The organism is Leptospirales bacterium (genome assembly GCA_019694655.1).
In the GTDB taxonomy this organism is placed as follows: Bacteria; Spirochaetota; Leptospiria; order Leptospirales; family Leptonemataceae; genus SSF53.
On record JAIBBN010000002.1, the window covers coordinates 277,127 to 302,971 of the forward strand.

Here is a 25,845-nt window from a genome sequence, read left to right on the forward strand (position 1 = left end):
CTGGCAAGCGCCACGCTATTTCTCTTGCTCCTGGGCGCCGGCCTGGGTGCTGAAAGCGTCAATCAGCGGCGCGACCGGATTCGTGCGCTGGAAGCTGAATCAGCTGCGCTTTTGCGCGACGGCAGAATACAGGCTACGATTCCGCTGCTCAGTCGTCTGGTCGAGCTTGAGCCCTATAACGAGAATGCTCTCTATCGCCTGGCGCTGGCGCTGCTCTACCAGGAGTCGCCGCCCTCAGCTGCGGCCTACAGGGAGAGCCTGCAGCAGGCGCGACGCTTGCTCGAACGATGTGCAGTACTTCAAAGCGAGGTTTCCGAGCGTGGCAGCGCACTCGCCTTGCGGCATTTTCATCTGGGGATGCTGCTGTGGATGCAGGGGGACCGGAACGGGGCGCTTGCTGCCTTTGAACGAAGCTACCTGGCCGACTACCAGCGCCTCGATGCCCTCTACAACCAGTACGCCATCCAGGAAGAGCTTGGACAGCTGGCTGCCGCTGCAGCAACGCGAAAGCGCTACCTGCGCCTCGTTGCCCGTGGCGATCTGGACGATTGACTGCTGCCGGCCGCTTTTATGCTTGACGATTCCCTGGCAATCGAGCTACCTTCCTGCTAGATTAGCAATCGTAAGGGTCGACTGCCAAAATTGGAAACTGGAGCCGAAAGAAAGACTCGCCGACGCAGGGATATGTCGCCTGGCATGGACCACCAGCAGGAAATCAGCCCCCGTCAGGCTGAGATTTTAAAGCTGGTGGTGGAAGGCTATATCCAGCACTCGACGCCTATTTCCAGCCTGTTTCTAACCGAGAACTATCAGATTGGGCTGTCTTCGGCCTCCATTCGCTCGATCTTTGTCGACCTCGAGGGGAAAGGTTACCTCTACTCACCGCACCGCAGCTCCGGCCGGATCCCCACCGAAAAGGGGTATCGTCACTATGTCGCCCACCTGCCGCCTGCTCGCGTTCTGCTGGAAGAAGATCAGCGGGTCATTCAATCGGAATATCTGAAACGTGATTTTCGGATCAATGAGGTCCTGGATGTGAGCAGTCGCATCCTGGCTATGCTGACGAACTATGCGGCCGTGGTGATCGCCCCGGAGCCGGAGAAGGCTGCCCTCAAGCATATTGAGCTGATTGATATGGGCGGCGATGAGGTGCTGGTCATACTGGTTACGCGCTCCGGCGCCGTTTTTTCGCGAACGGTCTTTCTGGAATCGCGCATTCCGCCGGATACAATCCGCGCCATTTCACGCAGCCTGAACGAACGGTTCAAGGGGATGGATCTGGCAGAGGTGCGATTGCAACTGAAGCACGATGCGCAGCAACCGCCCGCCCCTGGCGTTTTCCTGCCGATGATTGCGCGTACCATTGCCGAGCATTTTGATTCCGTCAAAGGCGCCGAAGAAGTCTACACCGCCGGGATTGAAAGTTTATTCAATAGACTGGCGCAAGAAGAGAGCGGCCGAGCCCGGGATCTTGGCGCCCTCTTTGAATCGCCAGATTTTGTGCGCGGGATTTTCAAACGCACCATTGATCTGGATGATATGGACGTCTTGATTGAGGGCGACCATGATCAGCGCTTGCAGGGCCTCTCCATAGTATCCGCCAGCTATAAGATGGGCGAGCGACGGATTGGCGCGCTGGGAGTTGTTGGCCCCAATCGCATGGATTACGTTCGCGTTCTAAGTATTGTTGAGTATTTGCGCAGAATCATGTCGAACATGATTACTCGATTGAGCAATTGAAATGGGAGGAAGGGCAGTGGCTGAATCCGAACAAAGTTCCGACCAGAATGTTCCGCCCGGAGTCGAGGTGGCGGCCGGCGACGGTTTTCCTGAGCAGCGGCAACAGGGCCAGCAAGGCGACGCCGAGCAGGCAAGCGGCGCTGATGCGGGATTACTGAGTCGCCTGGCGGCGGCAGAGCAGGAAATCCAGGAACTCAAAGAGAACTGGCAGCGAGAGCGAGCTGATTTTTCCAATTTTCGAAAGCGCACGATGCAGGAGCGGGCTCGCGTCAGGGCTGAGGCCTCTGCCGCTTTTGCTCAGGATCTCTTCGAGCCTATGGACAATCTGGAGCGCACCCTGGCAGCGCCGGCCGAATCAGACGAAACGCGCAGTTTCAAGACTGGCGTGGAGATGATTCGCGTCAGTTTGTTGCAGGCCTTTGACCGTCAGAAGATACGGATGCTCCGTCCCGAAGGCCAGGCCTTTGATCCTTTCACAATGGAAGCGATTGCCTCACAGGACAGCGAAGAAGTCAGCGTCGACACGGTGGTGGAAGTCTACCAGCCTGGATATCAAATTGAGCAGGAAAATGGCGAACGGCAAACGCTGCGACCGGCGCGCGTCCGGGTGGCGCGCGCGCGTAACGCAGCGACCAATTCTGCTGGCGAAACCGCAAACTGAGGGTCGATAGGTGCAGACGAAACTATATTGGACTAAAGAAAGTGGAGCGCCGCCACGGCGGCCGAATACGGAAAAATTGGCATAGGAATTTCAAACAGCACAGGCATTGCGAGTAACAGCGGGGATAGTAAAATGGCAAAAGAGAAAATCATAGGAATTGATCTTGGAACTACCAACTCCTGCGTCGCCGTCATGGAAGGCGGGGAACCGGTGGTCATCCAGAATGCCGAGGGCGCGAGAACTACGCCGTCAATCGTTGGATTCGCGGCGGAGGATTCCAAGCTTGTGGGCCAGATTGCCAAAAACCAGGCAATCACCAACCCGGGCAACACGGTGAGGTCGATCAAGCGCTTCATGGGCAGACGCTTTTCCGAGGTGCAGGAGGAGCTGAAGCGCTCGTCCTACAAGATTGTGCGTTCCGGTCAGGACGGCATCAAGGTAGAAAGCGACTTCGGCGCTTACACTGCCCAAGAGGTCTCGGCGATCATTTTGCAAAAGATGAAGCAAACGGCTGAGGACTACCTGGGCCACAAGGTGACCCGGGCAGTGATTACAGTACCGGCCTACTTCAACGACGAACAGCGCCAGGCAACCAAAGACGCCGGGCGCATCGCCGGGCTGGAAGTCGAGCGAATCATCAACGAGCCTACGGCTGCAGCGCTGGCTTACGGACTGGACCGCAAGAACAAGAACATGAAGATTGCTGTCTACGACCTCGGCGGCGGCACTTTTGATGTAAGCATTCTGGAGCTGGGCGACGGCGTATTCGAGGTCAAGTCTACCAATGGCGATACGCATCTTGGCGGCGATGACTTTGACGAGGCAATCATTGATTGGATGACCGCGGAATTTAAGCGCGAGTCCGGCATCGATATCAGCAAAGATCGCATGGCTTTGCAACGACTCAAGGAGGCGGCAGAAAAGGCGAAGATTGAATTGTCCGGGACGATGCAAGCTCAAATCAATATACCTTTCATCACTGCCGAGAATGGGGTGCCCAAGCACCTGACCATGACGCTTACGCGATCAAAGTTCGATCAGCTCACCCAATCCCTGGTGGATCGGACGCGCACGCCCTGCGAAAATGCGCTGCGCGACGCCAGTCTGAAGCCGGCCGAGATCGACGAGGTTATTCTGGTGGGAGGATCAACGCGCATCCCGGCAGTTCAGGAACTGGTTAAGAAGATCTTTGCACGCGAACCGAATCGCTCGGTCAACCCGGATGAAGTCGTTGCAGTGGGTGCAGCAATCCAGGGCGGAGTGCTGGGCGGCGAGGTAACCGACGTTCTCCTGCTTGATGTGACGCCGCTTTCGCTGGGGATTGAAACCCTTGGCGGGGTCTTTACCAAGCTCATCGAACGTAATACCACGATACCGACGCGCAAGTCGCAGGTGTTTTCCACAGCCGCGGACAATCAAACGGCGGTATCAGTACATGTAATGCAGGGAGAGCGCGAAATGGCGCGCGACAACCGCACTCTGGCCCGCTTCGACTTGCTGGGAATCCCGCCGGCGCCGCGCGGCATCCCCCAGATTGAAGTGGCCTTCGATATCGATGCCAACGGCATCGTCCATGTTTCGGCAAAGGATCTGGGCACCGGCAAGGAACAGAAGATCCGTATCGAAACAACCAGCGGTCTCTCCGAGGAAGAAATTCAGCGCATGGTGAAGGACGCTGAAGCCAACGAATCGCGCGATAAGGAGCTGCGCGAATCCGCGGAAGCGCGTAACGAAGCCGATAGCCTTGCCTATTCGCTGGAAAAGTCGCTGCACGAAGCGGGCGATAAAGTCGCCGCGGCCGATCGCCAGAAGGCCGAGGAATTGATCAAGCGCACGCGAGATGCTCTGGATTCCAACGATCCTGCGCAGATCAAAGCGGCTCGCGATGAGATTCAAAGGGAGGCCATGGAACTTGGCCAGCGCATCTATGCGGCCGCAGCGCAAGGACAGGGAGCCGGGGCCGCCGGTCATGACGGAAATGGGCAAGGCGGCGGACCAAACGCAGAGAACGCTGCAGAAGGCGAGAAAGTCGTCGATGCCGATTACACGGTCGTGGACGAGGAAAAGAAGTAAGTTTGTCTTAAGTGTCCCGTCGGCTTTGGCCGGCGGGGCGCCGGTGGAGCAAGAAATCTATGGCCGAACGCGATTACTATGAGGTGCTTGGTGTGGGCCGGCAGGCTTCAAAGGAAGAAGTCAAAAAGGCTTACAGACAATTGGCAATCAAGTACCATCCGGACAAGAATCGCGGTAACAAGGAAGCTGAAGAGAAATTCAAAGAAGCTACGGAAGCTTATGAAGTTCTCTCCGACGACGAAAAGCGCCGGGTCTACGATCAGTACGGCAAGGCGGGTCTGGGCGGCGCAGGCGGACCGGGCGGATTTGGCTACAAGGCCTATACCGATTTCTCCGATATCTTTGGCGATATTGGCGACATTTTCAGCGAGTTTTTTGGCGGCGGCGGCGGCTTTGCCGGCGGTCGCCGCGGCGGCGCACGGCGCGGCGCGGACTTGCGCTACAATCTGGAAATCAGCCTGGAAGATGCGGCCATCGGCAAAGAAGCGCGCATCGAGATTCCGCGGCTGGAAGGCTGCGAGGAGTGCGGCGGCAGCGGCGCGCGCAAGGGAAGTCAGGCGCAATCCTGCACTGTCTGCGGCGGCGCCGGACAGGTGCGGCGAACCCAGGGATTTTTTTCCGTAACCACCAGCTGCCCGCGCTGTCAGGGCCGCGGCGTCGTCATAGCCGATCCCTGCAGCGCATGTCGGGGGCAGGGCGTATCCGAAAAACGACGTACATTGAATATCAAAATCCCTCCCGGCGTGGAATCGGGCAGCCGCTTGAAAGTAAGCGGAGAAGGAGAGGGCGGGCCGGGCGGAGGTCCGCGGGGCGATCTATATGTAGTCACACATATTCGACCCCATGAAATATTTGAGCGTCAGGGAAATGATCTGATTGTACAGGCAAACATTCCGCTTACAGTCGGATTGCTGGGCGGCGAAATCGAAGCGCCAACCATTGAAGGGAAGCGAGTACGGATGAAAATCCCGGCCGGAACTGAAAGCGGACAGATCTTTCGGCTCAAGGGAAAAGGCATGCCCTACGTCGGCGGCTATGGCAAAGGCGACCAACATGTCGTTATCAGTCTCAAGCTTCCGCGTAACCTGAGTCGCAAAGCGCGCGATCTGGTGGCAGAATTGCAGAAAGAATTGAAAGAAGATGTTGAGGCGGACGCTGAGTACAGCCGCGTGACCGCCGGATTCAACTGATACTCCTGGCCTGGAATCGGTCTTTACAGCCAGGCGCCCCTCAAGTCTGCTACCGGGAAGCAGGGGGCGCATGCTATGAATTCGCGCATCAAGCTTGGTCTGGTAGGTACTGGCCACATGGGCCAGTATCATGTCAACGTAGCCGCCGGTATTGCTGAATATGAAGTTCGCGGAATCTACGATGCCAGTCCCGATCGTCGCACTGAAGTTGCCGAGCGCTTTGGCGTCAGTCCGGCGGAGTCGCTCGACGACCTGATCGACGAAGTCGATGCCCTGGTGGTCGCTGTCCCCACCGTTTATCACTACGAAGTCGCCCTTGGCGCGCTAAAGCGCGGAAAGCATGTGCTGGTAGAGAAGCCGATGTGCGCCACCCCTGAACAGGCTCGCGAGCTTGTGGCAACGGCGGAAGCGAACAATCTGATCATTCAGGTTGGGCACGTAGAGCGTTTCAACGGCGCTGTGCTGGAATTGAATAAAATCGTTGATCGTCCGTTGCTCATTGAATCACGGCGATTGTCTCCCTTCAATCCGCGTATTGGCGACGTTGGCGTTGTACTCGATTTGATGATCCACGATATCGACATTATTCTGAACATGGTAAATGATCAAGTGACCAGCGTGCATGCTCGAGGAATGCGTGCGCTTACCGATCATGAAGACGTCGCTGTTGCTACGCTGCAATTTGAGAACGGTTGCGTGGCAAATCTGGTTGCCAGCCGTATGACGCAGGCCAAGATCCGTCGACTGAATATCACCCAGGAGAACGCCTACATTGTTCTGGATTTTGCCACACAGGATATCGACATCCACCGGCGAGCAACCAGCGCTTACTTGATGACTCGCGAGGAGCTCAAGTACAAGCAAGAGGCCTTTGTAGAAAAGATCGCCGTCCATCGCGACAATCCACTGCGGCAGGAGCATCTGCATTTTCTCAACTGTGTCCGGGGAGTGCAAGAACCGCTGGTCAGTCCCCAGGAGGAATTGCGCACGCTGCAGATTGCCTCAACGATCCTTGATCAGATTCGCGATTCTATGGGAGCGACGGCGCGGTGAACGCCAAAGGAAGCGCTCTGGCGACTCTTACCGTCCCGTCGATGCCAACGGTCGGCGAAGTTTACCTGGAGACTTACGGCTGCCAGATGAACGAATACGACTCGGGAGTCGTTCGCGCCATCCTTGGCGACGCCGGATTTGTGCGCGGGATCGAACCGCGCGAGGGCGGCGTGATTTTGCTGAACACCTGCGCCATCCGCGAGAATGCCCACCAAAAAGTGTACCGCCGCCTCGAGGCGCTGGCCTACCTGAAGCGGCGCAATCCGCGAACCGTCATTGGCATTCTCGGCTGCATGGCGCAGAACCTCGGGGATGATTTGTTCGCCCAGGGCCTGGCCGTGGATTTTGTGGCCGGTCCCGACAACTATCGATCGCTTCCGGAAATCATTGCGCGAGTTCGCAGCGGCGAGGAAGCTCATATCAGCATTACGCAGCTCTCGCGCAGCGAAACTTACGATGACATCGCTCCGGTCGTGCGCGCCGGCTGCCTGGCGTTCGTGACCATCATGCGCGGCTGCGACAACTTCTGTAGTTTTTGCGTGGTGCCGTTCACTCGCGGCCGGGAGCGCAGTCGCGACCCGTCCTCCATCGTGGCGGAAGTCCGCGCCTTGCAGGCGGCCGGCGTGCGCGAAGTCACGCTCCTCGGTCAAAATGTAAATTCCTACCGTCAGGGCGATGTCGATTTTACCGGACTGGTCCGTCAACTCCTCGACCAGACAGACATAGCGCGCATCCGCTTTACCTCGCCTCATCCCCGTGACTTCCCCGATTCGCTGATCGATCTGATGGCCAGCGAAGATCGCTTTGCATCATCCATTCATCTGCCGCTGCAATCAGGCAGCAGCGCGGTACTGCAACGGATGCGACGAGACTATTCGCGCGACGAGTTTCTCAACCTGGTGCGCCGCCTGCGCCAGCGCATTCCCGACCTGGGCCTGACGACGGATGTCATTGTTGGATTTTGCGGCGAAACCGATGAAGAGTTTGGCGAAACGCTGTCCCTGATGAGCGAGATTCGTTTTGATATGGCCTATATGTTTCGCTATTCGCAGCGCGAATTGACATCGGCCAACAAGCACATGCCGGATGATGTCAGCGAAGAAACCAAGCTGGTGCGGCTGAATGCCCTGATCGAGCTGCAGACATCGATCTCCCGATCGCGCGGGGAGGAGATGGTTGGCCGAATATTCGAGACGTTGGTCGAAGGTCGCAGCAAGCGATCGGCCGACGAATGGATGGCCCGCACAGCATCCGGCCGAGTTTGCGTTTTCCCCGCGCCGCCAGGCGTCACGCTACAGGACGCCCTCGGAAAACTGATAGAGGTTCAAGTAGAATCCGCCAGCAGCGCAACGCTGCGCGGCAAATGGGTTGGCTCGCAAGTTCTCCAATGAGCGAGCGCATTGCGTGAAGGTCTGCGCCTTCTGGATGGCGCTGCTTCTCTCTGGCTGCGCTGCACTGCGAGCGGAAAGCGCCAGGTACTTTGCTGTGCAATGTCCGGGTCAATCGGCTGGATGTCCCTGCAAGTCCGATAATGGCGATGAACTCTCACTCTACCATATGGAGTCCGTAGTCGCTCTACAAACGTCAAGGGATGGGGCGCGCTCCAGGATTCAGGTTCGGGGGCGGGACTGCTGGATGGCAAGCAGCAGCCTACAGGCAAAGCCTTACTACGATAGCGGGCCATCTCCGCTAACCGAATCCATAGACCACAGCCCGCCGCCGCTTCAGGCGCTGCTTGCCGAAAGCGATCGTAACTTGAATCTTGAGCAACTGCGCTCGCGTCCCATTGGACGCTACTATCCAACCTACTATAATCTGGCCGATGAGAACTACTTTCCGCCTGGAAATACCGTCGCCCTGGACCTGCAGGGTCGAGCGCTGCTTCGGACCTCGCCGGAGTTCTTGCGCGAAGTGAACCGTCAGGGAAGCGGAATCACTCGCGATGGCTTGCGTTTGCGGTATGCCGGTCGTTCGATGCGTTTTGCCTTTTATCCGCGCAATATATGGGGATATGGCGCCGGAGGCGGCTACCAGGTATTCCCCTATCGCACCATTGCAATCGACTTTGGTTTTGTCTGTCGCGCTGCTGGGATGGCCGCTGGCTGTCGCAGCGCCAGTATCATCGGCGCACTTGTGCGCATCGCAGAAATCTCCGAACGGCGTCCGGCGATGCCCGGCGGAACAAGACACGACGGCTACTTTTGCGCCGCCGACACCGGCGCGCCGGCTTCAATCCGCAATGATCGTATTGATATTTTCGTGGGTCTGCATGGCGGGGGCAATCCGTATTTGCCTGAATACAGGCGCGGCAATGCCTTGTTGGCGGGCGGCTTCGAAAACCTGAACCCCTGGGACTGGCGATTGTGGCGCACGCCGACGGAGCGCGTCTGGTGTCCGCTGCATCATTTGCCGCGGGACCCGGAGCATCCGCGCGCCGGGGAATGCAGCCATGACTACCACACGCAAGCGCGGCACAAGGCGCTGAACCTGCGCGTTTTCTTTCGTCCGGACGGTAGCCTGCTGCGTTGCAGGGCAAGCGGTCGACAGTAAATAAATCCTTAGAATTCTGGCGTAGCCGGCGCCATCTCCGCATAGTATCGCAACATTTGCGGATGTGTTACAACGATTGCACCCGATCGCTCCTTGATTACGCCGCGCTTTTTCAGCATCGCCAGCCCTTGCCGGGCGGTAGACGATGCATCGCGGTTCAGGTAGTTGGCCGGCCGACTCTGTAGGAAATCGGCGCATAAATCTCTTAGACGGGAGACAGCGACTTCTCCTTCTGATTCGCAAATCACGCGAGCAACGACCTGATTCGGCAAACGCTTGAGCCGACGAGCCCAGGAAGATTGAATCTCCCCGGCAATAGCCTGCGCCGGGTCCTCGCGATCGATGAAATGCGATACGCGAATGGGAGCGCATACTTCCATATAGCAGCGCGTCCGGCCGCGCACGAAATCGCGCATCTCACTCTTTTCCGAGACGCCGGCAAATTCGCGGTCTTCCGGTACGTTCTCGTAAGAAAGGGCCAGCGGCACGATCAGGATTTCAGCTCCGGAGCTGCGGTAGGCATCGATGGCCGTGCTCAAAAGTCCGGTCTTGATAGCGCAAATTCCGCCGCTTCGACTGCGCGTACCCTCTGGATAGACCAGCGAGGGAATGCCTGCTTCCAGCATCATCTGCGAATAGCCAGTAAGACACTCCAGATAGAGGAAGTTGCGAATTCGTTCGCGATCCACCGCGTATGCGCCCATGGCCTTGAGAATACCGGCCCAGAAAGGCTGCGTCATCAAATTGATCCCGGCAGCATAGCGCGGCACAGGCAGGCCATTCCAGCTCAGACCCAGAGCAATCTCCACCGAGTCCAGATGCGAGCGATGCGTTGGAGCGTAGAGGATGTTGTAGCGTGCGCCCATCGACTTGAGGCTTTCCACTTCGCCCTCGACATAAGGAATAGCCGCCCCGCCGTGCATTCCGCCAGCCATGAAACGAATGGGAGCAATGGTTCGGATCAGCGCCGCGCGCACCGCCGGTCGAAAATTGTCAGCGATTTCATCGGCATAATATTCAATTAACTCCTCCATTGCGTCACGAATTGTATCGGGGCCGGCCTTTTCAATGCGCCGCCAGAGTTCAAGTTCGCGCGGTATTGCCTCTATCTCACGGCGCAATTTTTTACGCCGCGCTCGCTCCAACCTGCGTTCCAGGCTTTTCAGAATATTCGGCGCCTGGCGGTGAATACGCTCGCTCATGCCGCGTTGCCCCGACACACTGTGGTAGATACGCTTACGCAAGAGAGCGACAAAGCTGGCGCCTGCGGCCTGCGAGAGCGATTGATTGTGGAGCTGCATGGCGCGCCCGGTATCCAGCGACATGGGACGTGTTACAAAAAGACCGGCCAGCGCCTCTGGCGGTTTGCGCCTGGAGAGGATATCAAATATCGTCTGATAGAGACGCATGCGAATCTTATGTTCGGCGGCGAGTTCCAGCACTGGCTCCAGGCTGAAGGCGCCTTCCACCAGCTCGGTACTGGCCAGCACTTCGCGCTCAATCACCGCGGTAGGACGGACCAGCGCCTCAATGCGCTCCATAAGCCCCGGCTCTTCCTCGCTCATCATGCGTCGTACAAACTGCATGCCAAAGGAGCGATTTCGACTGTTGGGACTGGCGGCGGTAGCAATGAGATCCGCGAGGCCCGACATCCCCATCAAAGTACTCGGGTCAGCTCCCATCGCTCGACCGAAACGAAACATCTCGCGGAAACCCTGGCTGAGGATCATGCCCTGTAAATTGGCGCCGCTGGCCGGCAGCAGCTCGGCCATGCCGCAGGCAATTGCAATAGGATTCTTCAGCAACCCGCCGACTTCAACGCCCACGCAGTCTCGCGTATCTGCAGTATGAATGGTCTCGCTATGCAATAGCGTCCGAAATACGTCGGCGGTCATTTGATCGTGCGCGCCAACATTGAAAAAACTATAGTGCTGAGCGTAGATTTCTGCCAGCAGACTCGGCCCAGTTATCACAGCGCTATGGATATCAGCGCGCTCCTTCTCTTTCAAGAGGGCATCAACGTACTGATGGAATGTCGCCGCACCATATTTGCGCCGCGTACTGCGTGAAGCCAGGCCCTTAGTCATTACCGCCAGATAGTGCGGTCCCGCCGAGGATAAACGACGAATTGCATCAGCGGCGATTTCCTCAAACGTGCGCGAGGGGCAGGCAATCAGCAGCGCCCACTGGCCCTCTTGCAAGAACTTCAAATCCAGCGCTATGTCGACATTCTCATGCAGCCGATAGGGATTGCCGCGAACGCGGCCAATGCGCTCCTGCTGCAATCGACGCGCCTCGCGCGGATCGGGAAGCCACAGCGTAACTCGCTGACTCTTTGGCGCCAGCACGCTGGAGAGTATCAGGCCAAATGGTCCGCCGCCGATGATGGCAAGATTTGCCGGCGTTTCTACTTCGGTATGATTCATCCTTCTGCTCCGCCGTCCTAGAAGAGACGGTTCAAACCATTCAGCGCCGCAACCCGATAGGCTTCGGCCATTGTCGGATAGTTGAATGTTGTATTAACAAAGTAATGCACGTCATTGACCGGTGCGGCCTGGCTCATGATCGCCTGGCCAATATGAATGATTTCTGCGGCCTGGTAGCCAAAGCAATGGATACCCAGAATTTCGCCGCTTTCCCGATGAAAAAGCAGCTTCAGCATGCCTGCCGTGGTTCCGGCAATTTGCGCTCTGGCCAGGCTGCGAAAGAATGCGTGACCCACTTCGTAGGGCGCTCCGGCAAGGGTCAGCTCGCGCTCTGTCTTGCCAATGCAGCTGATTTCAGGATTGGTGTAGATGCCGGCCGGGGCCTCGTGCAACTTCAGAGCCGCCGCCCTTCCCTGGCAAAGATGTGCAGCGGCATAGCGTCCTTGGTCATAGGATGCGCTGGCCAACGCCGGCGGACCGGCCACGTCGCCGATTGCGTAGATGTGGCTGCAGCTCGATTGATAAAACTCATTTACGGGAATGTTCCCCCGTCGATCGGGCGCAATGCCAAGCTCCTCCAGACCAAGGCCATCGGAGTTTCCGGTTCGTCCGTTGGCCCACAGCAGGTAGTCGGATTTGAGCTTTTTTCCCGATTTCAAATGCAGTATGACGCCGTCGTCACGGCCCTCGACGCGCTCGTATTCCTCATTGTGTCGAATCAGCACGCCTTGTTCCCGGAGATGATAGGCGAGGGCGTCTACAATTTCGTCGTCCAGAAAAGCCAGCAGCTTCTCACGCATATTGATCAAATTCAACTTCACGCCAAGGCCGCGAAATATCGAAGCGTATTCACAGCCAATGACTCCCGCCCCGTAGACTGTGAGGCTTTGCGGAGTTTCGCTCAAATTGAGAATGGAATCGCTATCGCAAATTCTGGGATGACTGAAATCGATGTCTGCCGGTCGGTACGGCCTCGAACCGGTCGCAACGAAAAAATTCCGTGCATGAAGCAGCCGTTCGCCCGCGGCTGTGACCACCGACAGGACCCCGGCTTCTGCAAAGCGCGCCTGACCGGCGATAATATCCACGTGGTTTCTTTCGTAGAAATCCTGGCGCATACGCACCTGGGATTGAATAACCGCGGCGGCGCTGCGCAGCAACTCGGGCAACGGAGTGTGCAAATTATCCAGAGCGCTGCGAAACAGCGGATTCCGTTTGAAGCTGATCAAATCCTGCACGGACTGACGCAGGGCTTTGCTGGGTATCGTCCCGCTGTGAGTGCAGGCCCCCCCGACCTGGGGCAATCGCTCCACCATCGCCGTTCTTCGTCCGGCCTTGGCGCACTGCATGGCAGCGCCTTCGCCCGCTGGCCCGCTGCCTATGACTACCACATCGTACTCTGTCGCCGCCGAGCCTTCCATCCGGCGGCAAGCTCAGGAAGAAACGGGAGCGAACGCCATGCTTTTTTTTATCCGGCGGGAATTCGGGCGGCTCTGCGCTGCAATCTGCCGATAACTGAAACGATATGCTGTCTCCAGCCCTCGTTGCATACGGAAGACGCCTGACGCTCTTGCTGGCGCTGGCCATTGGCGCGCCCGGCTACGCCCGCAATCTGGATCTTCCAGAGCGCGATGCCCGCGGAGACGAGACCGTGGACTATTGGTCGCGCTACGCGCGGGCCGAGCTGGCTCTGGAGCGCAGCCTGTTTCGAGGCGGCGACGACATCGCGGTGCGCTTTCGCGTCAGCAACACGGGAGTCCGCGCCCTGCGCATCTATCCCCAGGATGGACCCAATCGCACCTGGCAGCTGATGGTTACGGACCGCCAGGGACGGGAGCTTCCGCTCGAATTCAATGCCGCCAGCTATGCCAGACGCGAACACGGCAATCAACGCATCGAAGACCTTTACGGCTCGCCGGTTCGTGAAGTCATATTGCAGCCAGGCGAAACGCTAGAACGAATGCTCTATCTCAATGATTTCTTTCGCCTGTCCCCCGGCGGAGAGTATCGCCTGATTGGCTACTTTTACCCCGATGCGCGCAACGAGTTTGTTGTGCGTAGCAGCGTTACCCTCAGTCTCCGCATTCGATCGGCTCAGAGCGCGGCCCATGGCGCCGCCCCCGGACGCTTTCAGGCGCCGGACGGAAGCGCCCAGCAGATGGGCCTTAGCGCCGAGGAGACGGTCTATCTGTTTCTCTCCGCTGAGATGCAGCGCAACTGGGAGAATTACTTGAAATATGTGGAGCTGAGTCGTTACATTACCAGCTATGATCGCTTTTCGTCGCGCTTCGCTCGCGCCCAGGAAGCGGAACGCCCCAGCATACTTGAGGAATTTGCCGCCTATCTTTGCGGCGATCCAGCGGACCGCTTGCGGCGTTTTCGAATTCTCTCTGCAGAACCGGAGAGAGATGAAGACGGCGCAACCATGATGGATGGCCGAATGTTTGTTCGCGCCTCCGCTCTCCGCGAGGCGGAAGGCTACTCTGCGCAGTATGAATATACCTACACCCTGGAACGGGCGCGCGGCGGCGAGGCTGGATTCTGGAAGATAGTGCAAGTAGAAGCGCGATTGATTCGCTGAGATCCTGAGTCTGAGGAGACGTTGCAATGACCGAAATTCTATCGCAGGACGAAATCGACGCGCTGCTGACTGCAATTTCGTCGGGCGAGGTCGACCCCGAAGACTACAGCTCCGTCGGCGAACAGAAAAAGGTCAAGATCTACGATTTCAGGCGTCCGGACAAGTTCTCTAAAGACCAGATTCGTACGCTGCAGATGATGCATGAAACTTTCGCCCGTTTGACCACAACGGCGCTCTCCGCTCAGCTTCGCGCCCTTGTCAGCGTCCACGTTGGCTCAGTGGACCAGCTGACCTACGAGGAATTTATTCGCTCCATCCCGAATCCAACAACTCTGGCCGTGATCAACATGGATCCGCTGCGCGGTTCTGCTGTACTGGAAATTGATCCGAGCATTACCTTTACGATCATCGACCGACTATTTGGCGGTCCCGGCGAACCAACCAAGATCACTCGAGAACTCTCAGATATCGAGATGTCAGTTATGGAAGGCATCATCGTCCGGATTCTTGGCAACCTCCGGGAAGCATGGTCCACCGTGATCGACCTGCGGCCGCGACTGGGCAACATCGAGACCAATCCACAGTTTGCGCAAATCGTTCCGCCCAATGACATGGTGGTGTTGATTACCCTGGAAACTAAAGTGGGCGATGTGGAAGGAATGACGAACCTTTGTATTCCCTATATTACAATTGAACCTATTATTTCTAAGTTGTCCGCACAGTACTGGTACGCCCAGATTCGGCGCGGCGACGAAGATCAGAACCGCGATATCATTCAGGATCGCCTGGATCAGGTGATGATTCCCCTGCGCTGCGAAGTTGGCGACGTGGAGCTTCCTCTGCAGGATATTGTAAGCCTCAATGTCGGCGATGTGGTCAAACTTTCGGCCACCCACATAAAATCCGATATGGTCGTGAAGGTTGGGGACCGTCGCAAATTCAGCTGTCGTCCTGGCAAGATTGGCAGCCGTCTTTGTATCCAGATCGGCGAGACGCTGGAAGACATTCCAGACGAGTTGCTGGGATCAACCAAATCGGACGAAGAAGACTGATGCGGAGCCCTGCGCCGGGGGCTTCGCTCAGCTCTTGCCTGGCGGCGCGGCCGGCTGCAGAAATTCGGAATCGGCGCGCACTGCCAGCGGCAGCTTGATGGCAGCGCCAGGCGCAACCAGGTAATAGGCGCCGTGCTCATCAAGATAGAGATTTTCTACAAGCGAGGCCATGGCCATTCCAGAGAGACGCACCGCAAAGCCACGCTGCGGGATCTCAACTACAATACAATCCTCGGCAGTCATCGCCGCGTTTGCCGCAGGAACCTGAAGTTCCTCGCCGCTATCCAGACGCAGCATAAGCTGCAGTTGGCCGTTTTCGATCAGCGGATGGCAAACGATGGCGTGTAGCGGATAGGCCTCTACTGCGTCCAGGTCGCCGCGCTCCCTTAGCTCTCCAAATCGATTGTCGATCCAGTAGCCCTGTGCATCGCGCCGTAGTTGCGCCTTGAAATATCGCAATACCTCTACATTGTCAATTTCGGCGCCCTGAAAACGCCAGCGACCGGCGCGGTCGACCAGGATGCCTGGCCTCGTCCGAAGCTCTCCTGGCGCAGTCCGTTTCATCGGCTGTTCCCGACCTCGACTTCGCCGGCATAGTTATAGAGCAAGATATTCAGCTGATTGCGCGCCAGCTCCAGTTGCCCGGTCTCCTCCAGATGCCCATCCCGTTGGCGGGTTCCAGTTCTCATGGACTGTGATCGATCCAGCGCCGTTGACTGGACCCAGATGCCCGCGGCGCCGCGGCTGCGCGCCTCCGATTGGAGAAAAGCAACAAAGGAAGGGTCCTGTAAATCCGCACTCGCATCCCGTACTACCAGTCGCCCAAGGCTCTGGAAGCTGCGCTCCGGCCTGCTGCGCCTTATTTCGACTTCGCCGACGTCGCTTCGACGCAGGTTGGGATAGTCTGGCGACGGGAAGAACTCAACCGAGTAGCAGGCCCCGGAGCAAAAAATAATCCCGGCGGCCAGCGCCCTGACCAGGAATTGTACTTTCTTTGCAAACTCCCGCATGGATTCTCTGCGTCTATGGCGCGCAAGCAGGGGAACGCTGCCGATGTGTGGAGCGCACTGGCGCCCTTGATCACCGACCTGGTCCCGACACTTCTGGACCGCTGGGCCGATGCACAGGAGCGTCCGGGCCTCAAAGAGCTACAGCGCGACCAGGTTCGCATGGAGCGCAGGATTGCGACGCTGGTCAACCACATTCGACGATTGTTGTTTGTTGCGGCGCTACTGGCGCTATGGAATGCCGTTTTGACAGCGCTCTGGTTCTTGCGCAACTAGCGCGCTGACAGAAGACGAACCAGGACAAAGGGAGATCGTAGTTCGAATGGAGCAGCCGACCAGGGAGGAACAGCGAAAAGAGAACCCGCTGCGCATCGGCATGTGCACGCTGGACGAGCTGGAAGAAAAGATCAAAGCCTTCCGGATTATGAACCAGTCGGCCCTGAAAAAACGCTACATCCTCTCCCGCGAGCCCATCACCGTTCCCGGGCAGGGCGTCATCATTCAAAAAAGCGGGGAAATCGATATCAGCAAGGCCAAGCTGTTACGACGCCATTTTGTGGGCGATCACGTATTCAAGAGTTTCCAGCCCGACGAAGGAATTGTCATCATATCGGACATGTCCAGCCCTGAGGGCATTGCTCTTTCCATGGACATCGTAACTCAAATCATGAATATCGGCGGCGGCGCCTACGAAGGCTTCATTGACCGCGTGGACTCTTTTAGCGACTTCCTGAATCTACTAAAAAAGGCGCTGTTTCCCAAACTGTTGATCATTGGCTATATACCGCCGGAGCGGCTGGAGGTTGAGAAGATCAACTTTGTTCGCGCACGCCGCGTTGACTACTACATACGGGCCATTGAACTCACGCATAGTACACAGAAGCCACAGGCCTATTTTCCCAAAATCAAACAGGTCCATATTGATATTCGGGAGCCAAAGAGCTGGGGTCGATTCATCATAGAAATTGTTCGCGAATACACCAAGCCTTACTTTGTCGAAGATTTTTGAGATCGTCGCCGCAGCGGCCCCGCAATCGCAGCTTATGGACGGCGCTCAGCCGTCGATAAGTAGAATATGCCGAAGTTCTCGGATCTGATCTGCTTTCTGCTCTGTCTTTTTTTGTCGCTTCCTTCAGCGTTAGGCGCCCGCGCCTCAAGCGCACGACAGAATGCGGCGCGATCGGCCGAAGCGCGTCAGCTGCTGGTGCGAGCAGCCGGCGAGGATGACCTGCGCGCCCTGGCTACCCTGGCCCAGGCGCGCCAGCTGGATTCCTCTAATCCGGAGATTCACTTTCGCATCGGCTATATCTATCAGAAGATGAATCGTCGGCCGGATAGCGCGGCAAGCTACGAAGCCGCGCTGCGACTCTCGCCCTGCCATGTGTCAGCACTCAACAATCTCGCCAACCTTCGGCGCGATGCAAACCAGGACGCTCGAGCGCTGCCGTTGTTGCAGAAGGCAATTCGCTGCAACCCGCGGCTGGTTCAACCTTACTACAATCTTGGCAACCTCTACCGCGACAGCGAGCAGCTCGAACTCGCCGTCGCCAACTACCGGCAGGCTCTCAACCTGGCGCCCCGTCACATACACGCTCGTCACAATCTGGCGGTAGTACAACTCAATCGAGCGGAAAGAATTCAGCAGCCATCCGATCCGCGGCGGGCAGAACTGTTGCGGGCTGCGCTGCAAGAATTTGAACGCGCTGCAAGACTGGAAGCAACGGACCCCTTGCTGCTGGCAAACCATGGCCGCGCCCTGGAACTCCTCGGCTTACGGGATGCCGCGCTGCAGAAATACAGACGGGCCCTGGAAATTCTCCCCAGCGGCGGGCGCTGGCGGCTGGAGCTCGGGCGTCGAATCCAGCGATTGCAGATTCTGGACGGCGGTCAGGCCGGCGACATTTAGACCTTATAAAAATCGAGATTTTCTTGCAGTTCTTTGGGCATGGATTCGCCAAACTTCCGGTAGCGGACTTCCAGCTCGCGCAATTTGCGCGTCCGAATATTCTTGAATCGATTGTGGATATCGGAAAAGGCCGGTTGGTTGGCAACGTTGTCACGAATACTCTTGGCAAAAGGGATGTGCCGGTAGAGGATCGCACGCACCACTTTGTTCAACTTCATAACGCCCTGTGACTCGAACTTGATCCAGTTGATATAGTCATTGACAAATCGATCGCGGTCGCTGCGGAAACGTTTGAATTCTACCGCCAGCTTTTCCTTCAATTCCGGGCTCAGCTCTCTGTTCTTCTTATAGAATTGAACGTAGTCGGTGTAGTCGGCGGTGATGGAAGGCTGAGAAACGTTGTTCCAGTCCGGGCCCATGATGGTCTTGGTTAATTCCCAGCGGAAGGCGGCTACCGCCTCCATCAAAAGAGTAAAAAGGTCCGCCGTAGCGAAAACGGGAACGGCAATTCGGCCGGGCGAGCTCTTGCTTCTCCCGGAAACGTCCTGCCACATCATCACCTTGGTTCCAATGGAAGGAACGATAATGAAATTCGGAATGACCTGAGTCTGGATGAATTCCTTGAGGATATCGCGAGATTCGTCATTCAGTAGAACTTCTCGGTGGAAAGCCGAAAAGTCCACGGCCAGCAAATTGTCGATTTCCTGACTGAGGCGCTCGTAGGTAACCTGCGCCTTATCCAGCGCCATCGTGACCTGATAGCGTGTGAGCAAGGGAAAGGCCGTGGTCGGCGAGCCGGTAGTCAGTCGCACGTTGACTTCCAAAAAGCTTTGGATTTCGTAGTGTACGCGGCGCTCTGCGGTGTTTACATCCGCAGTCATATCGCTGTCTTTCTTCCAACCGCGATCCTTAAACTCCGTTTTCATCTTTTCAAAGTAGGTGAGGCCCATCTCGTCGACGGAAGGCGGTTCTTCGGCCCTGGAAACCCGGTCCAGCCAGTCCAGCGAATTGTAAATCCGGTGGCGAGCGGCGCTATTGTCTTCGGCGCTGAATATATAGGCGAGGTGATCGTCGTCCAACAGCTCCTCGTCGAAGAAGCCATAGTTCAACATCAGCTTTACGGGCATCGGCACATTGCCGTGCGATTCACGAAACTTATAGTATCCGGCCTCGTACACCTTCCAGTAGGACTGACTGATTTGCCGTCGAATCTTACGCGCATCGCCGCCGGAATCCATGGGGTTTTGCTGCTTCTTGAAAGCCTTTAGCTGAGCGATCAAGTTCTTCTGATCGTCGGCGCCGATCTTCAAGAAACTCATGATCTTACCGACCGAGCCGGCCAGCTCACTTTTCACGGCCTGCATGTCGACGCCCGCTTTGATTTCGGTAACAGGCTTTTCCTGCGAGGCGGTCAATTCGTCCTGGTGTTGATCGAGAAATGCGCGCAGCTTTTCCAGCGAGGGCGAAGTCCCTTCAAATACGATTCCAAAGTTTTGCTGATAGCCGCGCAACAGGGTGTCTGCGCTGCTAACCAGAAATCTACAGATGGCCGTAAATTCCGGCAGTGAAACATTGTTCCATCCGGAATCGAGCAGATCGGACAGCAAGAAGAACTTCTCGACGAAGGCGTAGTCTCCTTCCAGCAGGCTTTCCAGACCAAGATCTACGGAATCGTGCAGCTGATATAATTCCTGAATGCTGGCCTGCGTCATCGTCGCCAGCTTGCGGCTCAAACCTTCAAGGATCTTAATATCAGCCTGAAACATGGCGCCCTGAATGTTTGGCGCGAGCCCCAGTAGTCGCCGGACAAAATTGAATTCGTCCATATCAAATTCAGAATCAAATTCGTAGCTCTTCTTCAACAGACCGGAGTTGTCGCTCTGCAACCAGATCAGATTGATTGCCTGCGGAAACTGTCCGCCGTTTTGCAGAAAGTCTGAAACTGTAATTCTGGCTTGCGTAACGGTTGCATCGATGACTTCCCCGCCTTGAGTCTGGCCGGGATCAAAGGGTTGCGGATTGCAGCGGTAGTATGCCAGGGAAAGGTTGTCTGAAATCTTCAGCAGCTGCGCCAGATACGCGGAAAGACCGCGGACAGCCTGCTGACTCTGCATTGCCTCCTGCAGCAGCGAGCGCGCGGCCATGACCCCGACGTTGAGCTTGCTGAGAATCAACGACTGGTAGGCGCCGCGCGCCGGAAAAGAACTAACTACACAATCCTTTGAAGCAACATAGTGACAGGGAAGGGGCTGGCCATTCAGCAATTGTGCAAAGCCAGGGAAGGAATTCGCCCCAAGCGTGTAGAGACGACGTTTCCCGGTCCGATCGAGGCGATTGATTGCCGCGACCTCGCCCTGATGCACGAGCACCAGGCTTTGCATCTGGGAACCGGCGCGCAGTACCGGCGAGCCCGCTGGAATTTTCGCCTGTTGTAAAGGCTTCGTTGGGTCGAGACTCATGCCGGCTGAAAAAACGCCCGATCAGAAGGTCATCAAGCGTCGAGCCCGACAAGAAAAATCGGCGCCGTCTGCTGAAAAATCACGGGGCCTTCCAGGCCCCGCCGGCGCGCACTCCGAACAACAGGCTGCCAACCCGGATCATTGTTGCGCCTTCTTCCACTCCGATTCTCCAATCGGCGCTCATGCCCATGCTGAGTTCTCCGCCAGGCGCTAGTTCATCGCGTATTTTACGCGCCCTTTGGAAAACTCGGCGCGTTGCCCCGTGATCGCCGCTGGATGGGCCCATGGTCATAAATCCGCGAAATCGCAGGCGTTCGCTGTCCGCTTGCGCGCAGAGTTCCCTGGCGCCAGGCTCATCGATTCCTCCGGCTTTGCTGGTTTCACCGGTAAGGTCCAGTTGAATCAAGAATTGCATCGAGCCGCCTTTGTGAACCAGCGCTTTCTGCAACGACTGTAAGGAGTGCAGGGAGGATACGCCGTGAGCCCAGTGAAAAAGGCCGGCCACCTGACGCGCTGCGCTGCTTTGTAGAGGACCAATATGATGATAGATCGGCTGGCGATTGGGCGGCAGGTCCGCGACCTGCACCAGCGGAAATTTGTCCCGCGCCTCATTCTGGCGATTTTCGCCGAAATCGACCAGTCCGCACTCGAGCCAGCCTCGAATTCTCTCCGGACCGTGCGTCTTGCTGACGCCGATGATTCGCACGTCGCTGCGGCCCATCCGTTCCAGCTCCGCACGCAGCGAATCCAGCAACGCACAATCTTCCACGTCAGCTCAGGGTCGCGTCAGTCGGGCAACTCGTTCGGGGTCCAATTCTTTCAAGCCGCCGCGATCGACCAGGGCTTGAGCATTGGGACGGCTGCCAGCCACTGGCTCGCCGAAGTTCAGGGCGTTCAAGTTCTCCATTTCAACCTGGACACTTTTTAGAGCTCGAATCAGGCGCTCCATCGCCCCCTGGACCTCAGGCCTCAAGGTCTGTGGATCGATGCCTCTGGCCAACTCGGGGAAGAGCGGTTGATCGCCAAAGCGGAGATCGGCGCTGATTTCAGCAGGATTGGAGTTGAGATAGCTGAAGCGAGCCTGCTCACGCGAATAGTCGCGCTGGATGTCACCGAGACTGGACTGCAAACGCAACAGACGGGACTCAAGGACGCCCTGCTGCAGGGTATCTAGCCCGCTTTCCCGCGGTCCGGCCGCTTCGATTCCCGAAACGGATGCCTCGGGCCCGCGCTCCTGCTTGCGATCTCGTAGAATACCTTCTGCCGAGCTGAGAATGGATCTGCCGTTGATTTGCATGGGCGTACCCGGTGGTCTTATGTCTCCGCAGGCCGCTTTGACAATCCCCGCGGCCTTTCAGGTATATTTTCGGCGGGTTGAGCACTTTTCTGCATCATTTCGCAAAAAAATGCCCGGGCCATCTTCCTGGTCAAGCGACATAAAACGCTTGCCGGCTTGCTTCACGGCCGACGATCATTAGAAGCGAGTCCCACTCCGAGGTACCATGGACCGATCCCGATTGCTCACCGCGCTGGCGCTGGCCTTTACGCTGCTGGCAGTGATTCTCAGCCTGCTGAATATTAGCCTGGGGCGCGGTTCGCGGACCTTTGTATCGCCGGCGGAGAGCTTCATCAACTCCGGGCGCGCCGGTGTTGCTTTCATTGAAATCAAAGGCGTTATCGGCGATGGCGGCGGGCCGGGGGGGGCCGACCAAATCGTGGCCAGCCTGGATGCAGCGGAGAAGGATGCCGCCGTTCGGGCCGTGCTGCTCTCAATCAACAGCCCTGGCGGTTCGGTTGGAGCGACGAAAAAGATCTACGACCGTATCATGCGACTGCGTAAATCGCGCCCGGTGGTTGCCATTATCACCGACGTAGCCGCCAGCGGCGGCTACTACGTGGCAAGCGCAGCTGACAAGGTCTATGCCTATGCCGGTTCCCTGGTCGGCTCGATTGGAGTGATCGCCATCCACCCCAATGTCGGCCCCTTCCTGGATCGCTACGGCATTCAGATTGAAACCATCAAGGCCGGTCGTTTCAAGGACTCCAGTTATCCCTTTCGAAATATGACCGAGGAGGAGCGCGCCATGCACCAGCGCGCGCTTGATCAAGCCTACGATCAATTTATTGTCGATGTGGCTGAAGGGCGTCGCCAATCGCAGGCGACCGTTCGCAGTTGGGCGGAGGGTCGCATCTTCTCGGGAACGCAAGCCCGCGCCGAGCAAATGATCGATGATCTGGGCGGCGAAGATCGCGCGCTACAGGCGATTCGCGAAGCATTGAAAAGCGACGAAGAGCTGCCGGTGCTGCGGCCGCGTCGCGAATTCTGGGACGAATTCTGGAGCTCTTCGCCATGGGGTTCGCGCGTAGACCACGGCTCAGCGGCCATGCAATCCGCATTGCAATCGCCTATGCTGTATTTGTATCCGGGAGGTTTGGGATTCAGTCTTGAACTCAGCGGCGCCACGCGCGCCCTGGAGCGCTGATTCATGGCGGCCCGATTTCTATACAACCTGGTCAATCTTGCCTATCTGGCCCTGCAGCGACCCAGCGAGCTGCCAATTGCCATCGAACGCGCATCGTCGCTTCGCGGCCCGCTGATCGGAATTGTTACTCTCACTGCTCTGGCCCAGGGCGTCGGCGCCTATTTGATGCGCGACTATTACGATAGTAACTTTGCTCTGGTTATCCTTGTCTTTGCTGCTATCGTCGCGGCTGTTACCGTGCTCTGGGCGATCCTCTTTGCTTCAGTGATCGACGCTTTTGTCCTGCGCCTCAAACACGAACGCGCTGGACGGATCTGGTCAATGGCCGCCATTCTGATGTGTTCGGCGCTGCCCAATGCCTTTATAATTGCTGTGGCCATCATTGCGCGCTTTCTGGCTCAGCCCCTGATTCTGACAATCCCGATGTACCTAGGCGTATTCGTCTGGAGTCTGTTTATTACTTTGCGCGGGCTGCAGTATTTGTATGAGCTTAATACACGAGCCGCCATTCGATTGTATTTCCAATCGCTAGCTATTACCCTTGGTTTTCCGGCTGCAGTCGTTGCATTCGTGTCCCTGCGACTTGCTCAGTCTTTCCTTTGAGAGCCTCGCAGCGCTATGCGAATCCTGCTTTGCAATGACGATGGTCCAGATGCAGAGGGTGTGCGCTGCCTGCAACAGCGCTTGTCCGCCCTGGGAGAAACGTGGGCAATCACGCCTGATCGCGAGCGCAGCGCCACATCCCATGCTCTGTCGATTCGTGAAAGCCTGCAATTGAAGGAGGTCGGTCATCGTCGCTTCACATTGAGCGGCTATCCGGCCGATTGCGCCAATGTTGGCCTGCATTCTGGCCGATTTCCCCGCTTCGATCTGGTCGTTTCGGGAATCAACCATGGGCCGAACCTCGGCGACGACGTACACTATAGCGGAACGGTAGCGGCCGCACGACAGGGGGCGGTGCACAGCCTGCACTCCATCGCCATCAGCTTTCCTGACTACAATCCACAGGCCAGCGCAGAGCGACCGGCGCAATGGTTTGCCGGCTGGCTGCAGCGTAACCTGGACCGGCTGCATGCTGGCATCGTTTACAATATCAACTATCCAGATGAGCAAGCTGGCGCCGAAGGCTTTCCGGAAGAGCGCTGGACCTATCAGGGACGTCGCACCTACAGAGATGAATACGAGATCCTGGAGGAAGGGAATGGCGAAGCGCTACTACGAATGCGCACCACTGAATTCGGCCACGTCCGGGAGGATCGTTCCGATTTTGAGGCCGTAATCGACGGCTGCATATCAATCACCCCCCTGTCCACATACACTACCCACATTCGCGAGTTGAAACGATGGTTCTAGATGAAGCGGAAAGAGAGCGCCAGATTCTTGATCGAATTCTGGGACTGAAGCAGCGGTTGAAAGACAACCGGGGCGGTCCGGTCGAACTCCATGAACTTGCAATCTGCTACTTTCACCTGAACAACTTTCAGATCGCCGCCGATCGTCTTGCTGAGTTGTGCGAAAACTTCCCCGACTACGTGGAAATCGCGGCCGCCTATGCCTTGCGCATATTGAGTCTGATCCATGCTGATGAGCCGCTTGAAGCAGAGCGGCTGCTGCGCCAGCGTATGGAACGCTTTCCCTCCGATCTCAGGCTGTTATCAATGCTTGCTCACGTGGAAATGATGAAACGCAAATACGTCCGTTCGATCGAACTGCACCGGCGCATCCTGCAGCTGGATCCGGACAACTTGAACAGTCTGAATTCCCTCGGCTACCTGCTTGCGATCCATGGATCGCCACAAGAACAGCAAGAGGCTTTTGCCCACCTCAGCAAAGCTGTCGCGCGCAAGCCAGATCATTCCGCCTACCTTGACTCCCTTGGAGTTTACTATACCCGCAATGGCGACGCCCGCCGGGCGCGCCAGGCGTTGGAGCGAGCGTTACAGAGGTCGCCGGAAAGCGGCGAGATACTCGATCATTACAAGGCCGTGCATTGCCCGCCGTCAAAAAGCTAATTGCAAATCTGAGCGCACCCTGGGCTTGCTGGAGCGCCCAATCGGGATGAGGAGCGTCAGAGATGAAAATTCGAAAAGTAACCGCCGCTCTGCTGGCGGCCGGCATCAGCTTGAGCGCTGGAGGCGCCTGCCACGGAAGCTTTGTTTTGAATCGGGGGTGGGATCGATTTGTTTCTGGAATCAACAACAAGTGGGTCAAAGCAATCATATTTATCATTTCGATCCCGATCTACTTCATTGCCTTTGCCCTGGATGCGATCGTTTTTAACCTCGTCGAATTCTGGAGCGGAAGCAATCCGATTGCCGGCGCGGGAAGCGACGGGCAACAATCGGCTGTCGTCATTGAGAATCAGAATGAAAGGATTGAAATGGTCCGCAGTCCGGATGGAGAGCGACTGGACATCCAGATCAGTCGCGAGGGCCAGCCTGTATTTGCCTTTGTCGCACTGCGCGCTGCGCCAGGCGCTCTGTTCGTGGAGCAAGGAGGACGTCTGGAAATTGCAAACGCCAGTATAATGCGCGAGGCTGGCGGCGCCTTGTTGCAACTGAATGCCGGCGGAGAAGACCTGGGCCAGCGTCGTATCGACAATTCAACTCTGGAGGCGCTCCAGAATGCGCAGTTCAGACTGGAAGCCGGACTGCGCTGATCTAT

25 protein-coding genes are annotated in these 25,845 nt (G+C 57.1%); 18 read left to right on the forward strand and 7 right to left on the reverse strand.

The features are described 5' to 3' along the window. Positions 1-24 precede the first annotated feature (24 nt). From K1X75_04505 to K1X75_04540, 8 genes are all read left to right on the forward strand, one after another. On the forward strand, positions 25-552 hold the full coding sequence (locus tag K1X75_04505; GenBank protein ID MBX7057302.1) for a hypothetical protein: 528 nt from the start codon (positions 25-27) through the stop codon (positions 550-552). Positions 553-696: 144 nt separating this feature from the next. Continuing rightward, positions 697-1,740, forward strand: coding sequence for a heat-inducible transcriptional repressor HrcA (hrcA, locus tag K1X75_04510; protein MBX7057303.1), 1,044 nt, complete (start codon positions 697-699; stop codon positions 1,738-1,740). 16 nt (positions 1,741-1,756) lie between these two features. After that, complete coding sequence (locus K1X75_04515; protein ID MBX7057304.1) at positions 1,757-2,401, forward strand: nucleotide exchange factor GrpE; 645 nt, start codon at positions 1,757-1,759, stop codon at positions 2,399-2,401. 132 nt (positions 2,402-2,533) lie between these two features. After that, positions 2,534-4,474: a molecular chaperone DnaK gene (gene dnaK / locus K1X75_04520; protein ID MBX7057305.1), complete on the forward strand. Its 1,941-nt coding sequence runs from the start codon at positions 2,534-2,536 to the stop codon at positions 4,472-4,474. A 59-nt stretch (positions 4,475-4,533) separates the two neighbouring features. After that, a complete protein-coding gene (gene dnaJ / locus K1X75_04525) occupies positions 4,534-5,664 on the forward strand; it encodes a molecular chaperone DnaJ (GenBank protein MBX7057306.1) in 1,131 nt (376 codons plus the stop codon). A 75-nt stretch (positions 5,665-5,739) separates the two neighbouring features. Beyond that, on the forward strand, positions 5,740-6,717 hold the full coding sequence (locus tag K1X75_04530; protein MBX7057307.1) for a Gfo/Idh/MocA family oxidoreductase: 978 nt from the start codon (positions 5,740-5,742) through the stop codon (positions 6,715-6,717). A gap of 41 nt (positions 6,718-6,758) precedes the next feature. Next, positions 6,759-8,108, forward strand: coding sequence for a tRNA (N6-isopentenyl adenosine(37)-C2)-methylthiotransferase MiaB (gene miaB, locus K1X75_04535; GenBank protein ID MBX7057308.1), 1,350 nt, complete (start codon positions 6,759-6,761; stop codon positions 8,106-8,108). A gap of 244 nt (positions 8,109-8,352) precedes the next feature. Beyond that, complete coding sequence (locus tag K1X75_04540) at positions 8,353-9,267, forward strand: hypothetical protein (protein MBX7057309.1); 915 nt, start codon at positions 8,353-8,355, stop codon at positions 9,265-9,267. Between the two features lie 8 nt (positions 9,268-9,275). Here the strand turns inward: K1X75_04540 and K1X75_04545 are convergent, their stop codons facing one another. Beyond that, positions 9,276-11,693: a 1-acyl-sn-glycerol-3-phosphate acyltransferase gene (locus tag K1X75_04545; GenBank protein ID MBX7057310.1), complete on the reverse strand. Its 2,418-nt coding sequence runs from the start codon at positions 11,691-11,693 to the stop codon at positions 9,276-9,278. A gap of 17 nt (positions 11,694-11,710) precedes the next feature. Continuing rightward, entirely contained in the window at positions 11,711-13,114 is a 1,404-nt protein-coding gene (gene sthA / locus K1X75_04550) for a Si-specific NAD(P)(+) transhydrogenase (GenBank protein MBX7057311.1), read from the reverse strand. 104 nt (positions 13,115-13,218) lie between these two features. Between sthA and K1X75_04555 the strand changes: the two genes are divergently transcribed. Further along, positions 13,219-14,274: a hypothetical protein gene (locus K1X75_04555; protein ID MBX7057312.1), complete on the forward strand. Its 1,056-nt coding sequence runs from the start codon at positions 13,219-13,221 to the stop codon at positions 14,272-14,274. Positions 14,275-14,300: 26 nt separating this feature from the next. Next, the gene (fliM, locus tag K1X75_04560; protein ID MBX7057313.1) at positions 14,301-15,326 is read left to right on the forward strand and encodes a flagellar motor switch protein FliM; all 1,026 of its coding nucleotides are present in this window, start codon (positions 14,301-14,303) and stop codon (positions 15,324-15,326) included. A 27-nt stretch (positions 15,327-15,353) separates the two neighbouring features. Here the strand turns inward: fliM and K1X75_04565 are convergent, their stop codons facing one another. Then, positions 15,354-15,890 carry a hypothetical protein gene (locus K1X75_04565; protein MBX7057314.1) on the reverse strand — a complete coding sequence of 179 codons (537 nt, stop codon included), beginning with the start codon at positions 15,888-15,890 and terminating at the stop codon, positions 15,354-15,356. Continuing rightward, entirely contained in the window at positions 15,887-16,336 is a 450-nt protein-coding gene (locus K1X75_04570; GenBank protein MBX7057315.1) for a hypothetical protein, read from the reverse strand. Before K1X75_04570 ends, K1X75_04565 begins: the two co-directional genes overlap by 4 nt. A 15-nt stretch (positions 16,337-16,351) precedes the next feature. Between K1X75_04570 and K1X75_04575 the strand changes: the two genes are divergently transcribed. The 3 genes from K1X75_04575 (at position 16,352) to K1X75_04585 (ending at position 18,239) form a co-directional block, all read left to right on the forward strand. Continuing rightward, on the forward strand, positions 16,352-16,609 hold the full coding sequence (locus K1X75_04575) for a hypothetical protein (GenBank protein MBX7057316.1): 258 nt from the start codon (positions 16,352-16,354) through the stop codon (positions 16,607-16,609). 46 nt (positions 16,610-16,655) lie between these two features. After that, entirely contained in the window at positions 16,656-17,342 is a 687-nt protein-coding gene (locus tag K1X75_04580; GenBank protein MBX7057317.1) for a hypothetical protein, read from the forward strand. Between the two features lie 66 nt (positions 17,343-17,408). Further along, entirely contained in the window at positions 17,409-18,239 is an 831-nt protein-coding gene (locus tag K1X75_04585) for a tetratricopeptide repeat protein (GenBank protein MBX7057318.1), read from the forward strand. Here the strand turns inward: K1X75_04585 and K1X75_04590 are convergent. From K1X75_04590 to K1X75_04600, 3 genes are all read right to left on the reverse strand, one after another. Continuing rightward, a complete protein-coding gene (locus K1X75_04590) occupies positions 18,236-20,698 on the reverse strand; it encodes a cyclic nucleotide-binding domain-containing protein (protein ID MBX7057319.1) in 2,463 nt (820 codons plus the stop codon). The genes K1X75_04585 and K1X75_04590 overlap by 4 nt on opposite strands. Before the next feature lie 79 nt (positions 20,699-20,777). Further along, positions 20,778-21,467, reverse strand: a complete 690-nt coding sequence (locus K1X75_04595) for a YggS family pyridoxal phosphate-dependent enzyme (GenBank protein MBX7057320.1) — start codon at positions 21,465-21,467, stop codon at positions 20,778-20,780. 6 nt (positions 21,468-21,473) lie between these two features. Further along, a complete protein-coding gene (locus K1X75_04600) occupies positions 21,474-21,995 on the reverse strand; it encodes a hypothetical protein (GenBank protein MBX7057321.1) in 522 nt (173 codons plus the stop codon). Positions 21,996-22,200: 205 nt separating this feature from the next. Here K1X75_04600 and sppA point away from each other — a divergent pair, with 205 nt between their 5' ends. The 5 genes from sppA to K1X75_04625 all read left to right on the forward strand — a co-directional run bounded on the left by sppA (position 22,201) and on the right by K1X75_04625 (position 25,840). Then, positions 22,201-23,181 (forward strand): signal peptide peptidase SppA, encoded by a 981-nt coding sequence (gene sppA, locus K1X75_04605; GenBank protein ID MBX7057322.1) that lies wholly within the window; start codon positions 22,201-22,203, stop codon positions 23,179-23,181. A 3-nt stretch (positions 23,182-23,184) separates the two neighbouring features. After that, positions 23,185-23,784 carry a hypothetical protein gene (locus tag K1X75_04610; protein MBX7057323.1) on the forward strand — a complete coding sequence of 200 codons (600 nt, stop codon included), beginning with the start codon at positions 23,185-23,187 and terminating at the stop codon, positions 23,782-23,784. Positions 23,785-23,799: 15 nt separating this feature from the next. Beyond that, a complete protein-coding gene (gene surE, locus K1X75_04615; protein ID MBX7057324.1) occupies positions 23,800-24,534 on the forward strand; it encodes a 5'/3'-nucleotidase SurE in 735 nt (244 codons plus the stop codon). Further along, on the forward strand, positions 24,525-25,193 hold the full coding sequence (locus K1X75_04620) for a tetratricopeptide repeat protein (protein ID MBX7057325.1): 669 nt from the start codon (positions 24,525-24,527) through the stop codon (positions 25,191-25,193). The genes surE and K1X75_04620 overlap by 10 nt, the downstream gene beginning before the upstream one ends. 62 nt (positions 25,194-25,255) lie before the next feature. Beyond that, the gene (locus K1X75_04625; protein ID MBX7057326.1) at positions 25,256-25,840 is read left to right on the forward strand and encodes a DUF3332 domain-containing protein; all 585 of its coding nucleotides are present in this window, start codon (positions 25,256-25,258) and stop codon (positions 25,838-25,840) included. Positions 25,841-25,845: the final 5 nt, after the last annotated feature.

Coding starts and splice junctions, on each gene's coding strand:
- hrcA (MBX7057303.1), top strand. CDS start 697: ATGGACCACCAGCAGGAAATCAGCCCCCGTCAGGCTGAGATTTTAAAG.
- dnaK (MBX7057305.1), top strand. CDS start 2,534: ATGGCAAAAGAGAAAATCATAGGAATTGATCTTGGAACTACCAACTCC.
- dnaJ (MBX7057306.1), top strand. CDS start 4,534: ATGGCCGAACGCGATTACTATGAGGTGCTTGGTGTGGGCCGGCAGGCT.
- K1X75_04530 (MBX7057307.1), top strand. CDS start 5,740: ATGAATTCGCGCATCAAGCTTGGTCTGGTAGGTACTGGCCACATGGGC.
- miaB (MBX7057308.1), top strand. CDS start 6,759: ATGCCAACGGTCGGCGAAGTTTACCTGGAGACTTACGGCTGCCAGATG.
- K1X75_04540 (MBX7057309.1), top strand. CDS start 8,353: ATGGCAAGCAGCAGCCTACAGGCAAAGCCTTACTACGATAGCGGGCCA.
- K1X75_04545 (MBX7057310.1), bottom strand. CDS start 11,693: ATGAATCATACCGAAGTAGAAACGCCGGCAAATCTTGCCATCATCGGC.
- sthA (MBX7057311.1), bottom strand. CDS start 13,114: ATGGAAGGCTCGGCGGCGACAGAGTACGATGTGGTAGTCATAGGCAGC.
- K1X75_04555 (MBX7057312.1), top strand. CDS start 13,219: ATGCTGTCTCCAGCCCTCGTTGCATACGGAAGACGCCTGACGCTCTTG.
- fliM (MBX7057313.1), top strand. CDS start 14,301: ATGACCGAAATTCTATCGCAGGACGAAATCGACGCGCTGCTGACTGCA.
- K1X75_04565 (MBX7057314.1), bottom strand. CDS start 15,890: ATGAAACGGACTGCGCCAGGAGAGCTTCGGACGAGGCCAGGCATCCTG.
- K1X75_04570 (MBX7057315.1), bottom strand. CDS start 16,336: ATGCGGGAGTTTGCAAAGAAAGTACAATTCCTGGTCAGGGCGCTGGCC.
- K1X75_04575 (MBX7057316.1), top strand. CDS start 16,352: ATGGCGCGCAAGCAGGGGAACGCTGCCGATGTGTGGAGCGCACTGGCG.
- K1X75_04580 (MBX7057317.1), top strand. CDS start 16,656: ATGGAGCAGCCGACCAGGGAGGAACAGCGAAAAGAGAACCCGCTGCGC.
- K1X75_04585 (MBX7057318.1), top strand. CDS start 17,409: ATGCCGAAGTTCTCGGATCTGATCTGCTTTCTGCTCTGTCTTTTTTTG.
- K1X75_04590 (MBX7057319.1), bottom strand. CDS start 20,698: ATGAGTCTCGACCCAACGAAGCCTTTACAACAGGCGAAAATTCCAGCG.
- K1X75_04600 (MBX7057321.1), bottom strand. CDS start 21,995: ATGCAAATCAACGGCAGATCCATTCTCAGCTCGGCAGAAGGTATTCTA.
- sppA (MBX7057322.1), top strand. CDS start 22,201: ATGGACCGATCCCGATTGCTCACCGCGCTGGCGCTGGCCTTTACGCTG.
- K1X75_04610 (MBX7057323.1), top strand. CDS start 23,185: ATGGCGGCCCGATTTCTATACAACCTGGTCAATCTTGCCTATCTGGCC.
- surE (MBX7057324.1), top strand. CDS start 23,800: ATGCGAATCCTGCTTTGCAATGACGATGGTCCAGATGCAGAGGGTGTG.
- K1X75_04620 (MBX7057325.1), top strand. CDS start 24,525: ATGGTTCTAGATGAAGCGGAAAGAGAGCGCCAGATTCTTGATCGAATT.
- K1X75_04625 (MBX7057326.1), top strand. CDS start 25,256: ATGAAAATTCGAAAAGTAACCGCCGCTCTGCTGGCGGCCGGCATCAGC.